This is a genomic window from Novosphingobium sp. 32-60-15 (assembly GCF_002280675.1).
Taxonomy (GTDB): domain Bacteria; phylum Pseudomonadota; class Alphaproteobacteria; order Sphingomonadales; family Sphingomonadaceae; genus Novosphingobium.
Map to the genome: position 1 here is coordinate 251,694 of NZ_NCEN01000002.1, position 13,559 is coordinate 265,252.

Annotated in this window: 16 protein-coding genes; all 16 read left to right on the forward strand. The window is 60.2% G+C overall.

What is annotated here, in order from left to right:
- Positions 1-19: 19 nt before the first annotated feature.
- Complete coding sequence (locus B7Y89_RS02710) at positions 20-421, forward strand: nuclear transport factor 2 family protein (RefSeq protein ID WP_292935504.1); 402 nt, start codon at positions 20-22, stop codon at positions 419-421.
- A gap of 102 nt (positions 422-523) precedes the next feature.
- Positions 524-1,603 carry a TIGR03857 family LLM class F420-dependent oxidoreductase gene (locus B7Y89_RS02715; protein ID WP_292935506.1) on the forward strand — a complete coding sequence of 360 codons (1,080 nt, stop codon included), beginning with the start codon at positions 524-526 and terminating at the stop codon, positions 1,601-1,603.
- A gap of 104 nt (positions 1,604-1,707) precedes the next feature.
- A complete protein-coding gene (locus B7Y89_RS02720; protein ID WP_292935508.1) occupies positions 1,708-2,916 on the forward strand; it encodes a sulfotransferase in 1,209 nt (402 codons plus the stop codon).
- Between the two features lie 6 nt (positions 2,917-2,922).
- Positions 2,923-3,699: an SDR family oxidoreductase gene (locus tag B7Y89_RS02725; RefSeq protein ID WP_292935510.1), complete on the forward strand. Its 777-nt coding sequence runs from the start codon at positions 2,923-2,925 to the stop codon at positions 3,697-3,699.
- Positions 3,696-4,961 carry a hypothetical protein gene (locus B7Y89_RS02730; RefSeq protein ID WP_292935512.1) on the forward strand — a complete coding sequence of 422 codons (1,266 nt, stop codon included), beginning with the start codon at positions 3,696-3,698 and terminating at the stop codon, positions 4,959-4,961. The genes B7Y89_RS02725 and B7Y89_RS02730 overlap by 4 nt, the downstream gene beginning before the upstream one ends.
- 25 nt (positions 4,962-4,986) lie before the next feature.
- Positions 4,987-5,526: a VOC family protein gene (locus B7Y89_RS02735; protein WP_292935513.1), complete on the forward strand. Its 540-nt coding sequence runs from the start codon at positions 4,987-4,989 to the stop codon at positions 5,524-5,526.
- 105 nt (positions 5,527-5,631) lie between these two features.
- Entirely contained in the window at positions 5,632-6,423 is a 792-nt protein-coding gene (locus B7Y89_RS02740; RefSeq protein WP_292935515.1) for an NAD(P)-dependent oxidoreductase, read from the forward strand.
- Between the two features lie 15 nt (positions 6,424-6,438).
- Positions 6,439-6,864 (forward strand): nuclear transport factor 2 family protein, encoded by a 426-nt coding sequence (locus B7Y89_RS02745; protein WP_292935517.1) that lies wholly within the window; start codon positions 6,439-6,441, stop codon positions 6,862-6,864.
- Complete coding sequence (locus B7Y89_RS02750) at positions 6,861-7,919, forward strand: hypothetical protein (RefSeq protein ID WP_292935519.1); 1,059 nt, start codon at positions 6,861-6,863, stop codon at positions 7,917-7,919. Before B7Y89_RS02745 ends, B7Y89_RS02750 begins: the two co-directional genes overlap by 4 nt.
- A gap of 73 nt (positions 7,920-7,992) precedes the next feature.
- Entirely contained in the window at positions 7,993-9,219 is a 1,227-nt protein-coding gene (locus tag B7Y89_RS02755; RefSeq protein ID WP_292935521.1) for a cytochrome P450, read from the forward strand.
- Positions 9,220-9,335: 116 nt separating this feature from the next.
- Positions 9,336-10,499: an acyl-CoA dehydrogenase family protein gene (locus B7Y89_RS02760; protein ID WP_292935523.1), complete on the forward strand. Its 1,164-nt coding sequence runs from the start codon at positions 9,336-9,338 to the stop codon at positions 10,497-10,499.
- Entirely contained in the window at positions 10,499-10,957 is a 459-nt protein-coding gene (locus B7Y89_RS02765) for a hypothetical protein (protein WP_292935525.1), read from the forward strand. Before B7Y89_RS02760 ends, B7Y89_RS02765 begins: the two co-directional genes overlap by 1 nt.
- A complete protein-coding gene (locus B7Y89_RS02770; RefSeq protein WP_292935527.1) occupies positions 10,954-11,349 on the forward strand; it encodes a MaoC/PaaZ C-terminal domain-containing protein in 396 nt (131 codons plus the stop codon). The genes B7Y89_RS02765 and B7Y89_RS02770 overlap by 4 nt, the downstream gene beginning before the upstream one ends.
- Before the next feature lie 14 nt (positions 11,350-11,363).
- Positions 11,364-11,924: a VOC family protein gene (locus B7Y89_RS02775; RefSeq protein WP_292935529.1), complete on the forward strand. Its 561-nt coding sequence runs from the start codon at positions 11,364-11,366 to the stop codon at positions 11,922-11,924.
- A 17-nt stretch (positions 11,925-11,941) separates the two neighbouring features.
- The gene (locus B7Y89_RS02780) at positions 11,942-12,793 is read left to right on the forward strand and encodes an alpha/beta hydrolase (RefSeq protein ID WP_292935531.1); all 852 of its coding nucleotides are present in this window, start codon (positions 11,942-11,944) and stop codon (positions 12,791-12,793) included.
- On the forward strand, positions 12,790-13,548 hold the full coding sequence (locus tag B7Y89_RS02785) for an SDR family oxidoreductase (protein WP_292935533.1): 759 nt from the start codon (positions 12,790-12,792) through the stop codon (positions 13,546-13,548). The genes B7Y89_RS02780 and B7Y89_RS02785 overlap by 4 nt, the downstream gene beginning before the upstream one ends.
- Positions 13,549-13,559: the final 11 nt, after the last annotated feature.

A 13,559-nucleotide genomic window follows, 5' to 3' on the forward strand; every position in this document is an offset into this window, starting at 1 on the left:
TGCACAAAGTTGGAGAGCGATGATGCACACAATCACCAGCGATGACCGGATCGCCATAGCCGAACTGTTTGCGCGCTACTGCCACCGGGTCGACCATGGAGATACCGCAGGCTGGTTAGAACTGTTCACGCCCGATGGCACGTTCGAGGTGGCAGGAGTGATGCGTCTGGAAGGGCATGAACAAGTGGCTGCAATGCCAAGTGTCGTGGCAGAGCAAGGCGGGGGCAAGTGGCGGCACCAGATTACCAATATCGCCGTTGATGCAGGGGAAGATGCAGATACCGCGCGGGTAACCGCTTACGGCTTGGTGACGGACTGGGGCAATGATGGCAAACCGATGACGTTTTCCGACTATGCCATCACGCTGGTAAGGGCCATTGGCGGCTGGCGCATCCGCACGCTGGTGGCCACTGCGCCATGATAACCTGCCTTGAAGGGCAGGCCCCGGCAAACCCTGTCAGGCGATAGGGGTCTTGCCAGAGGCCATCCGGCACGGCGGAACGGTTTTAAAAAGGTAGAGACAATGACGCAAATCGAACCCGGCGCGCAGGCACTTTTCGATAAATTCGGAACTTATATTCTTCCCGGTCGGGTCAGCGATCCGCGTCGCGGAATCGAAGAAGCGATCGAGGCTGAACGCATCGGCCTTGGGTGTGTGTGGATTTCCGAACGCTTTGCATTGAAGGAACCGGCCGTGTTGGCCGGTGCTGTGTCGCAGGCCACATCAAAAATCCGGATCACCGGCACATTCTATGCCACGATGCGCCATCCAATCGTGACGGCAAGTGTCGCCAACCTGATGCAGGCGATGTCGGGCGACCGTTTCCGGATGATGTTTGCCCGCGCGGTCCCTGCTTACATGAAGATGATGGGCGCAGCGCCGATCACCATGGACCGGCTGGCCGATACCATTTCGATCATGAAAAGCCTGTGGGCCGGCGAAACGGTCAAATATGACGGCATCATGGGCAATTTCCCCAACCTGAAGATGACCGACAAGTACGACGGACCGCAGCCACCGATCATTTTTACCGCTATCGGGCCAAAGTCGCTCGAATTTGCAGGTTCACATTGCGACGGCGTGCTGCTGCACCCGTTCGTATCGCCACAGGGCGTACGCAACAGCGTCAAGATCGTGCGCGATGCTGCCGAAAAGGCCGGGCGCGATCCGATGTCTGTGCGCATCTATCACAACATCATCGTCGCACCCGATCTGCCCAAGGATGAGGAAGATGCCGTCGTGCGTGGCCGCGCGATCACATATTTCGAACTGCCCGGCTTTGGCGACCTGATCGTCGAGATCAATGAATGGGACAAGTCGGTGCTCGACCAGATCCGTGCCCATCCTAAAATCGCCTGCCTGAACGGCAAACCGGCCGATCAGGCCTATACACGGCAGGAACTGGTCGATGTGGGCGAACTTCTTCCGCAAATGTGGATCGACGAAGGCGCGGCTGTCGGCACGGCAGCGCAATGTGCCGACCAGCTTATGGCCTACCTTGATGCAGGCGCCGACGAAATCCTGCTCCACGGCGCAGGGCCAAAGGACATGGGGCCGCTGACCACCGAACTGAAGCGCGCGTTGGCCGCCAAGGGCTTCTGAGCGGGCCCTTTCCCCCGGCAGGTTGCGGTGCGGCCTGCCGGGGCCAGCTTTGATTGGCACACGGTCCCGGTAGCGGACCGGTGCCCGGGATAGGGAATGACGCAATGGCGCTGGCGCAAGCATCCGAAGCAATCGCCCCGTTGGAAGCAGACGCGCTGATTGCCGATGCGCAGGCACAAACGGGCTTTACCGATTTCGGACCCGACCTCAGCTTTATGACCGGCTTTCGCGAATTGGTGAAAGCGGTCGAGGCAATGGACCCACCAGCGCAGTTGCGCGCTACGGCCAAAGCCAATATCACCAAGATCCTGTCGATGCGCCTGCGCATGGCAGAAGATGACCGCAACCACCCCGAAATTGCCATGCAGGACGTGGGATCGCCGTTGATTGTGTGTGGTCTGCCGCGCACCGGCACAACCATCACGTATGACCTGCTGTGCCTCGATCCGGCAGCCCGCGCACCAACCGAATGGGAATGGTACATCCCCTGGCCCGCCCCGGAAAAGGCAACCTTCGCTACCGACCTGCGCATCGGGCAAGTGCAGGCGATCTATGAAAACTGGCTGGCGCACGCCCCGCAGCTTGCCGATATCCAGCGCATGGATTGCACGCAGCCGGGCGAATGCAATCACGGCATGATGATGCATTTTGCCAGCACCAACTTTCCAGCAGAACTGGGCGTCCCCGATTTTGCCAAGTGGTTATTGAGCACAGTGGCCGAAGGGCAATACCGGACACACAAGCGCCTGCTTCAGCAGTTCCAGTGGAAGGGACCGCAAGGGCGCTGGACGTTGAAATCGCCGCAGCACTTGTTCGATCTGCCCGGCTTGGTCGAAGCGTATCCCGGCGCGATGCTGGTTTGGACACACCGCGATCCTGTGCTGACGTTCTCATCACTATCCAGCATGATAGCGGCGTTTCTGGCCGCCGTGGGTGCCGACAAGGATATGAAAGCGGTGGGTCGCAGCGTGTTCGAAACGTGGAGCGAGGGGCTGGAGCGAGGCCTCAAGGCCCGCGATGCGCGACCCGATATTGCCGAACGCATCATCGATCTGGGGCACAGCGAGGTTGTTGCGGACCCTATGGGGTCGATCCGCCGCATTTATGACCGCTTCGGCTTGCCGTTCACGCCTGAACACGAGGCACGCATTACCCAGTTTCTTGCGCAGAATTCGGCGGCAAAGCGGCTGGGCCGCCACAAACACAGTGCCGAACAGTTTGGCATTGATCCGGACGAGGTGCGCGAACGACTCGCCCCGTATTACGCGCGGTTCGGGCACCTGTTGGCACCCCTTCCCACAAACGCAGGGTAATTACCGATGAGCGTACTCGACCGTTTCCGGCTTGATGGCCGCACCGCAATCCTAACAGGTGTCGGCCCCGGCGTGGGCGAACATGTCGCCAAGGCCTATGCCGAACTTGGCGCAAATGTGGTGATTTCCGCGCGCAGCCAGGACCGGCTTGACCGCATTGCCGGGGAAATCAACGCACTTGGCGGCGGCCGGGCGCGGGCAGTAGCGGTGGATGTGGCGAACAAGGCCGATCTGCAAAAGCTTGTCGATACCGCGCACGATGCATTCGGACCCATCCATATCGTGTTCAACAATGCCGCCGCTGGCGTGGTCTATGCCGCGCAAGGCGGGCTTTGGGCAAACACCGATGAGGTGTGGCAAACCGCGATGGATGTGAATGTCATGGCAACGTGGCGGCTGACCGAAATGACCGAGGCTGACATGAAAGGCCACGGCAAGGGCAGCATCATTTCGGTGCAGAGTTGCGGCGGGTTCACTCCGATCCCGCCTGCGGTCGCTTATGGCGTGAGCAAGGCAGCGCTGCTGTTTCTGGTGCGGGAACTTGCCAAGACGCAGGCACCGCACACCCGCATCAATTGCTTGTGCGTAGGATCGATGAGTCCTGACGGGCAGGAGGCGGAGATCCATCGTGGGCTGGGCCTTGCCGAACGCAATGCAATCAAGCGCTTCGGCGCGGCAGACGAGGCGGTAGGCGCGGCGATCCTGCTGGCGAGCGATGCTTCGAGCTATACCACAGGCAGCACGATCTTTACCGAAGGAGGCCGCGTCGGGACGATTTCATGAGCGCGAACCCGCTGTGGACTGATGATCAGGCCGAGGCTGAACGGCTTGCATTACGCCTTATCGAACGTGCCGATGTGCGCGCCGCGCGCGAAGTTGAGCGGGCTTTGATGCGCGCGCATCCCCTCGCCGCGACTGTCGATGGCATTGCCGGGCTGGACCGGGCGCTTGACCAATGGGTGCTGGGCCTTGCCATGCGTGAGGCCAATGGCGATCCCGCCGATCCCAAGGTGGTGTGGAACATCAGCAATGCCCCGCGCAACTGGTTCGGCCATGTCTATCAGGGCGCGGCAGTCGCCATTGATAATCCTGACAACTTCAACCGCGAAATCCCGGTCCACGGCGATGGCAATTACGAAATCACGATCCGGTTTTCAGACGATCCGCCGCAGTTGAGCATCGTGCTGGAAGTGGAACCGGACCATCACGCCGGGCTGGGCCGCAATCTGGGTGCTTTCACCTTGCAGGACTTGCGTGATCCGGCAGCACCGACCGCCCCTATGGTGGTGACAGTCGGGCCGGGCGAGGGTGGCCGCCATCATCTGCGGTCCGAGCCAGGCAAGCTGCATCAGGTCTATACCCGCGACAGCCAGCGCGACTGGAACCAGTTACCCGCGCAAGTTACCGTGCGCCGGATAGACCCGCCTGCCGGCCACCGTCCGCGCACCGAGGACGAAATTGCCGCCAAAGTCATCGCCGACTTGCCCGCATGGGTGCATTTCTGGAGCCATTTCAAGGATGATTTCCTTGGGCTACCCGAACCGCACCGGCTGGTCGGTCCCAATGGCCGCGATGGGGGCTGGGGTTACCTTGCAGGTGGGCGCTTCCGGCTAGGCGACGGCAAAGCCTTGCTTGTGACGATTGATCCGGCCGGCAGCTATTATTCCGGTTTCCAGATCGCCGATCCGTGGACAATCTCGCCCGATCCGATGGTCCGTCTGGTCAGCCTGAACAGCACGCAGGTTACAGCGAGCCCGGACGGCACGCAAAGCTATGTCTTGAGTGCGGTCGATCCCGGTGTCGCCAACTGGATCGACACCGCCAATCTGGCCGAGGGCTGGATGATGATCCGCTGGCAGGGCGTGCCGCCCACGGCGGACCCGGCAACGTTCATTCGCACGGTACAGGAATTCGACCTTGCCGATGTGGATAGAGTGGTGCCCGCAAGTGTCCCGCGTATCGACATTGCCGGGCGGCGCGCGCAGTTGATGAAGCGCGCACGCGATCATGGCACACGCACACGCGCGCCTGAATGGCTGCCCTGACGCTTCCAACCAAGGATTTCAACAGATGCAACCCAGCGGCTCCGTCCTCGAACTCTGTCAGGTTGTGGCTGATCTGGAACCGGCGCTTGATCACTGGACCGGGACCATCGGGGCAGGGCCGTTCTTCGTGTTCGATGTGCCGGTGCTGCCAGGCCAGATCTATCGCGGCGCGCCCACGCAAGTTTCAATGAAAGTGGCGTTCGGGTTTTCGGGCGGGCTGCTGATCGAATTGTTGCAGCAGACCAATGACGGCCCTTCGGTATTTCGGGAAATGCTTGAGAACAGCGGCCAGGGCTATCATCATGTAATGCTGCGCGGACCGTACGATGCCAACTTCGCGCGGCTTTCGGCAAAGGGCCATGAAGTGGCGTTCAGCGGGCAGATGCCATCGGGCGAACGGTTTTGCCTGTTCGACACGCAAGGCTGCGACGGTGCGTTCATAGAACTGATGGAAATATCCCCCGCGATGGAGCAATCGCTTTCGCGGATGCACCGCGCGCATCTGGCATGGGATGGCGTGACCGACCCGGTGCGCGGCCTGGACCGGCTTGCTGAATTTGCCTGATCGCACGCGGCTCCGCACCTGACCCTGACCTTCGATAGGGGTCGTGCGCGGCGCGCTGCCCCAATTCACGATCCAAAGGGCTGTAGTGGCCGCGCGAGAGGATCGATGATGAAGGTTGCATGGATTGGGCTGGGCCAAATGGGCCTGCCGACGGCGAAGGCAGTTGCAGCTGGCGGCCATGACGTTCGCGCATTCGATGTGAAAGCTCCCGCTGCCGAAGACGCACAGGGCCTTACGCTTGTCGGTTCCCCGCGCGAAGCCGCGCAAGGGGCCGATCTGGTTTGCCTTGCCGTGTTTTCTGACGATCAGGTTGCCGATGTGCTGACCGGGCCGGAAGGCGTGATCGACCTGTTGAAACCCGGTGCAATCGTGGCTGTGTTCACCACCGGCAGCATCGAATCGATCCAGGCTATCGCTGCCAGCGTACCGGCAGGCATTGCCATTCTTGATACCTGCTTCAGCCGGATGCAGTCGGAAATGGCTTCAGGCAAGTTGACGCTGCTCGTCGGCGGCGATGCGGACGCCATCGAGCGTGGCCGCCCGGTGTTCGATACTTTCGCCCGCGCGATTTTCCATGTCGGCGCAAGCGGCGCGGGCCGAGCGATCAAGCTGGTCAACAATATCCTTTTCGCCGGGCATTTGCAGCTTGCATCAGACGCACTGAAGCTGGCTGAAGGATTGGGACTGGAACGATCGTCTACTGCCGCAGCGTTGATCCAGTGTAGCGGTGCAAGCGATGTGATGGCACGGTTCGTGGACGAAGACCCTGCAAGTATGCTCGAAACCGCGCGGCGTTACATGGTCAAGGACGTGGCTGCAGCGATTGATGCGGGGAACACCGCAGGCGTGGAAATCAAAGCATTGGCCGCAGCAACCTCTACCTATCTCGCCAAATAAGCAGGAGGGACTGCCATGAGCGACACCACCGAAACCTCTGACGCACAAGCGCTGGCCGACCGCAATCGCGCCCTTGTCATTCGCCTTATGGCCGCGCTTGACAAGTCCGACGTAGAAACAATCCGCGCGATCATGGCACCCGATGTGGACTGGTACGTCTCTGGCGTCGGCACGCTTGATCTGGATACATTGCTGACCCAGTTGCAGGCGATGTTGGGCATCGCGAAAGTGGCGCAAACCACGATTATTGCCACGACTGCCGAAGGTGAACGCGTTGCTGTGGAATCGCGCGGCAACTTCGAATTCGAAGATGGCCGCAATTACCGCAATCATTACCATCATTTGTTCACCGTGCGCGATGATCGTGTGGTGGGTGTGCGCGAATATCTTGACCTGCATGAGACCGAGCGCGGGTTTGGTCCGATGGGGGCCAACGCTTGAACAACAAAGCCCCTGCAGCCACGGCAGCGATGCAAGGTGGCGGTTTTTATAACCGCAACTCAGGTCTGCAGGCGGCCAATCTCGGCTCGGCATTGCCCCTGCTGGTGGCGGCAGCGGGCAATATTGCACCTGATGCCCCAATGATCGGCATTGCAGATTATGGTGCTTCGCAAGGACGCAATTCGATGGCCCCTATGGCCGCCGCAATTGATGCCTTGCGCCCGCGTATCGGGCCAGATTGCCCGATTATGATCAGCCATGTCGATCTGCCATCGAACGATTTTGCATCGCTATTCACGCTGCTGGATGAAGATCCGGCCAGTTATCTGGCGGGGCGCGCAGAAGTCTATCCCGTGGCCATAGGGCGTTCGCATTATGGGCAGGTTCTGCCAAGCGGCAGTGTCGATCTGGGGTGGAGTTCCAATGCCTTGCACTGGATGAGCCGCAATCCATGTGCAGTGCCCGATCATGGCTGGGGCGTGTTCAGCGCCGATGCCGCCGTGCGCGACGCGGTTGATGCGCAGCTTGATGCGGACTGGACCAACTTTCTGATTGCGCGGTCGCACGAAATGCGGCGGGGCGGGCAGTTGATCTGCCAGTTCATGGGGCGGGGCGAAGACACCCATGGCTTTGAATGGATGGCAGGAGCGTTCTGGCAAAGCTGGGTTGATGTGGCAAATGCGGGCTTCGTGACCCATGCCGAACTGGGGCGGATCAGCGCGCCGTCAGCCGGACGTTCTGTAGCGCAGATCGAAGCACCGTTTCGTGATGGCCGCGTTTCCGGGCTGAAGCTGGTTGACGTGGCGGTGGTGCCAACACCCGATCCCTATTGGGATGCCTATCAGCTCAGCGGCGACGTCGTGCAGCTTGGGCAAATGTGGGCGAACATGATGCGCGCAGCCAATGGCCCAAGCTTTGCCGCAGCGCTTGATGACGGGCGGGACCGCAGCCTGGTTCTGGATGCAGTAACTGCGCGTCTTGCAGAACGCATTATGGCTGATCCGCAGCAGAACCGATCCTACAACATCATCGTGGCAATCACCGCGGCGGACTGAACCTCGCTTTAAAACATATTGAAATCGCGTGGTAAATCCTGCCCGCTCTTCGCAAAAACTGGGAGATATCGAGATGGCATTTGCATTTCCGGAGGCGGTAATTCCCGATCATGTTCCTGCAGATCTTGTGCGGCCATTTCCGTTCGTGTTCGGCATGACAACCGATCAGGACCCGTTCAACGAACTGGCAGCTTCGGTGCATGAAGGGCCCGAACTGATCTATGCGCCGCACGCCTATCCCGGTGGTTCGCCTGCATGGATTCCCCGCCGTATGGAAGACATGCGCGCGATCTACCTTGATACCGATCACTTCACGACGCACGATTTTTCGCCCTTCTCGAAGCTGACGGGCGGTACATGGATCAATTCACCGGTCGAACTTGATCCGCCGGCGCATGGACCGTTCCGCCAGATGGTCAATCCCGCATTCACGCCAAAGGCGATGGCCGCGCTGGAAGGCAAGATTCGCGAATATGCCGTCGAATACATCGACGGTTTCGCCGCGCGCGGATCATGCGAATTCATGGGCGAGTTCGCGTTCGAATTCCCGATCAAGGTGTTCATGGAACTGATGGGGCTGCCGCACGATCGCGTGGCCGAATTCATGGAATGGGAAATGAACCTGCTCCACAATCACGATCTGTCCAAGATCGCCGACGCGACACGCAAAGTCGTGGCCTATCTCAGCGTAGAGATCGACGACCGCCGGGCCAATCCCCGCAACGACCTGATCAGCTTTGGTGTGGCAGGCCAGATCGAAGGTCGTCCTTTGACGCAGGACGAACTGATCGGCTTTATGTTCAATCTGTTCATCGGCGGGCTGGACACGGTATCGACCAATATGGGCCTGCAATTCTGGCATCTGGCGACGCACCTGGATGACCAGGCGGCACTTCGCGCCAATCCGGCGGAAATCCCCCACGCCATTGATGAATTGATGCGCGCTTATGGTGCCGTCACCACCTTCCGCACTTGCAAGAAGGAAACGACCATCCGCGGCGTGACGATCATGCCGGGGGACAAAGTGGCGATGTCCACCACGCTTGCGGGCCGCGATCCGGCCGAGTTTGAAAATCCGGGCTTGGTCGATTTTAGCCGGCGGCCGCGCCATGTCGGTTTCGGCTTCGGCATTCATACGTGTGTGGGCATGCACCTTGCGCGGCGCGAATTGCGGATCGCGATGGAAGAATTCCTCGCCCGGATCCCGACATTCACGCTTGAACCCGGCCATACGGTCACCTGCCACATGGGAATGATCCAGCCCGTTGCCCTGCCGCTGGTGTGGAAACCAGCCGGCTGACGTTTGGCATGCCTGGATGACCCTGTCCTGAAGGGATTCCGGTTCCTGCCATAGGATAGGTTGCACCCCACTTGCCGCAGGTACAGCAAAAACAAAGCAGGAGCAGAAGCAGGGTCATGGATTTTTCGCTTTCCGAAGAGCAGCAGGCATTCAAAGATATCGTGCATCGCTGGGTTGAAGCCGAGTGTCCGAAGGACTGGATGCGCAAGCTTGAGGCGGACGAGGAAAACTATCCTTACGAGTTGTGGGACAAACTGAAGGAGCAGGGCTTCTTCGGTATCGGCATCCCCGAGGAATGGGGTGGTCTGGGCGGCGACGTGGTCATGCAGATGATCTTTGCCCGTGAATTCTCCCGTACCGCTGGCGGTCTTCTGTGGACCTGGGGACTCACCTCGTTCGGGGGGGCCAAGACGATCAGCGCCGTGGGCACTGACGAACAAAAGCAACGCTGGCTGCCGGAAATGGCTGCAGGCAACTTGCGCGTCTCGCTTTCGATGACCGAACCTGATGGCGGCACAGATGTGCTGGGCGCGATGAAGACGCGCGCCGAAAAGGTTGACGGCGGCTGGAAGCTTAATGGCGCAAAGATGTGGACGACCGCGGCCAAGGCGGCTGACCGTTTGCTGGTGCTGGCGCGGACCGACGCCAATGTCGAAAAGAAACACCACGGCCTGACCATGTTCTTCGTCGATGCCAAGACGCCCGGCATCACCGCGTCGCTGCTGCCAAAGCTTGGCATGCGGGCGATGGGATCGTGCGAAGTGCATTACGAAGACGTGTTCGTGCCTGATGAAGATGTGCTCGGCACCCCGGGCCAGGCTTGGTACGCCATGCTGCCCACGCTGAATAACGAACGCATCATGGTTGGCGCACAGTGCCTTGGCGCGATTGACGGCGTACTCGAAGACGCTTTGGTTTACATGAAGCAGCGCACGGCTTTCGGCGGGATCATTGGTCGCTTCCAGATCCTGCAGCATTACATTGCTGACATTGCTACCTGGCAAAAGACCACCGAATTGCTGCTCTATTACGTGGCGCAGCTTCAGTCAGAGGGTAAGCCCTGCGGCATTGAAGCCAATATGCTCAAGATGGTCGCTACGGAAAACGCCGTGAAGGCCGCCGACCTTGGCATCCAGATCCTCGGCGGCATGGGCTATTCGGCAGAAACCGACATGCAGCGCTACTGGCGCGACCATCGCATTTTGCGGATGACACCGATCTCTAACGAAATGGTGCGCAATTCCATTGCCGAAAGCTTCGGCCTGCCGAGGTCGTATTGATGAGCGACGAAGCTGAATTTCCACCTGCGCCGCAAGTCGCCGGAACCTCGCTTGACGGGACGAAGATCTTCACGGTCTCTGCCGAGGAAAACGCGCGTCTGTGCCGTTCGGTCGGCGTTGCGCCCGCTGCCGATGGCACAGCCCATCCGGTGTGGTATTATGTCGCCACGCAGGTGGCGATGGGCAAAACCGTGGCAGGCGTGTGCGAAACATGCGAATTTGATGTCGAAGACGGCCCCATGATGGGTTCGTCGGGCGTGCGCTTTTCCGGGCCGATCATGGTGGGCCAGCCTTATAAGGTCGGTGGCGAAATCCTCAGCCTTGTGCGCAAGAAAAGCCGCAAACTGGGTGTGATGGATGTGCTGACCTATCGGTTGCGCCTGCATCCCGCTGATGGCGGCGACGCCATTTTGGAAACCGATAATGTCTGGGTGTTGCCGCGGAAGGAACTGGCATGAACTACGCCGTTGGCGATGTGATCGCGCCGTTCACAATTGAAAGCGTGAGCGCGGAGGCGATGAAGGATTGGGCCGTATTCCTGGCCGATCCCAACCCTATCCACCTTGATGTAGAAGTGGTGAAAGCCAAAGGGCTGGGGGATCGAGTGATCAACCAGGGCCCGATCAATGTGGCCTATATGATGAACATGCTGATGGCAGCGTTCCCCGGCGGCACGATCGAGGCAATGGATTCCCGTTTCCTCGACAATGTCTATGGCGGTGACAAGGCTGTCGCCAGCGGCAAGATTACGGCGGTTGATGGCAACCGCATTGATTGCGAATTCAGTCTGGATATCGAAGGTCGTGGCACCGTAAATGCCGGGACTGCAACAATCCGGCTCAACGCCTAACAGGAGAGAATACTATGCCCAGCGGACCTTTTGCCCATGTTTGCATGGTCGTGCGCGATCTCGACAAGGCGATCGTGGACTGGACCAAGATTCTGCGCGTGCTTGACCCGGCGCAGCTTGACCAGCGCATCGTCAAGTATGACGAATTTTCGAGCGGTGACGATGCCGGTATGAAGTGGGCGACATTCGTCAACGATCACGGCACCGAAATCCAGTTCATCCAGCCAGCGCCCGGCACCCCGATGGGCCGCCGCCTCGACAAAGTGGGCGAACATGTCCACCACTTGTGCTTTGCGACTGACGATGTTCCCGGCGCGATGGAAAAGCTGCGCGCCGAAGGCCTCGACCTTCCGGGCGAAGGCGTGACCTACAACGATCCGGACATGACCTGGCAGAAATGGAGCTGGGTCGGTGCCAAGAGCACGCACGGCTGCCTGATCGAAGTTGCCAGCCCATACGAAAGCCACAACGACGGCAAGTGGCATCACGCACCCGAAAAGTTCGCTTACAAGGGTTCGGGTGAGCATCCGATCTTCAACGAGATCGCGCCGCCGCTGGCTACTGCTGCAGAATAACCACGCGAACTCTTGCAATGAATGCACCGGTGCAGGCCGTGGTCGAATTTCCCGGCGACGGCCTGACCCTGCGTGCGGATGCTTATGGTCCGCATGCAGGGCCGCCGGTGCTGTTCTTTCACGGCGGTGGGCAAAGCCGCCGGGCATGGAGCGGCGCCGCGCGCAACATTGCCGCGGCAGGATATCGTGCCTACACCGTTGACCTTCGTGGTCACGGGGAAAGCGACTGGGCGGCGGACGGCGATTACCTGCTCGACGCCTTCGGCCGTGATATCGAGGCACTGCTGGATTCCTTTGACCGGCCGGTTACGCTGGTTGGCGCGTCGCGCGGGGGGCAATCCGCGCTTGTTGGCGCATCGCGAAGGCCGGGCAAGGCCGCGCTCGTCATGCTGGCCGATGTGGCGCCTTTGCTGCGCGACGTCGGTGTTGATGCTTTTCGCGATTTCTTTGCCGCCAGCGCTGCCGGCTTTGCCACGATCGAGGCCGCTGCCGATGTCCTGGCAGCCCAACTCGGACTTCCGCGCCGGTCAGACATTTCGGGCCTTGAAAAGACCATGCGACGCGCTGATGATGGTCGCTTGTACTGGCAATGGGACCCGCTGACCGTGTCACCCGAATTTCTCAACCCGCCCTCCGAAGGCCTCGGTTTGGAACAGGCCGCCGCCCGGATTACGGATCCTGTGGTGCTGGTGCGCGCCGAACTTTCGACAATCGTGACGGACGAGGGCGAGGCATTGTTCAGAAAATTGACGCCGCAGCTGGAAGTGGTGCTCGCCAAGGGCGTAGGCCATATGGTGACAGGTGACCGCAACGATGCGTTTGCGGAAACCTTGCGTGACTACCTTTCGCTTTACAGTCCAGTGGCATGAGCGGACCGGAAACTTCGCGCTCGGCGCTGGTGGTTGGTGGTTCGGGCGGGCTTGGCGCTGCCATTTGCCGTGCCATGGCGGCCCAATGGGGCCGGATCGCGGTGGGCTATCGTTCGGGCCGGGACGCAGCACAAGGCCTTGCCGCAGAACTCGGCGGTCTAAGCATCGCCGTTCATTGCGATCTGGGCGATGCCGCAAGCGTTGCTTCGGCCATCACCGCAGCGAATGCGCAAGACGTGCCGTTGGGGGCCGTCATATTTGCCGGCGGCGTGGCGATTGAACAGCCGTTTGTAAGCAAGATCGTCGAGGCGCAATGGCGGCAGGTGATCGAAGTGGAATTGATCGGGTTTACCCGCGTCGTTTCAGCGGCAATTCCGGTGTTACGCGCCAATGGCGGTGGGTCGATCACGGCGATATCGTCAGTTGCCAATTACAGTTATCCTCCGGGCGATGCGCTGTCATCGGTTCCGAAAGCGGCGATTGAATCGCTGTGCCGGGCCGTAGCGAAAGAGGAAGGCAGATCAGGCATCCGCGCCAATGCCGTTGCGCCGGGCATCATCGATGCAGGGCTTGGCGCGCAATTCCTTGCCGACCTCTATTCGCCGGAAGTCTGGGATACGCAGCGACAGCGGATTGCGTTGCGCCGGTTCGGGTCGGCCGAAGAAATTGCCGATGCCGCCGCTTTTCTGGCTTCGGACCGGGCTCGCTACATCACCGGACAAACCCTGATCGTAGATGGCGGCTTCAGCCTGTAGAGCGAGATGAC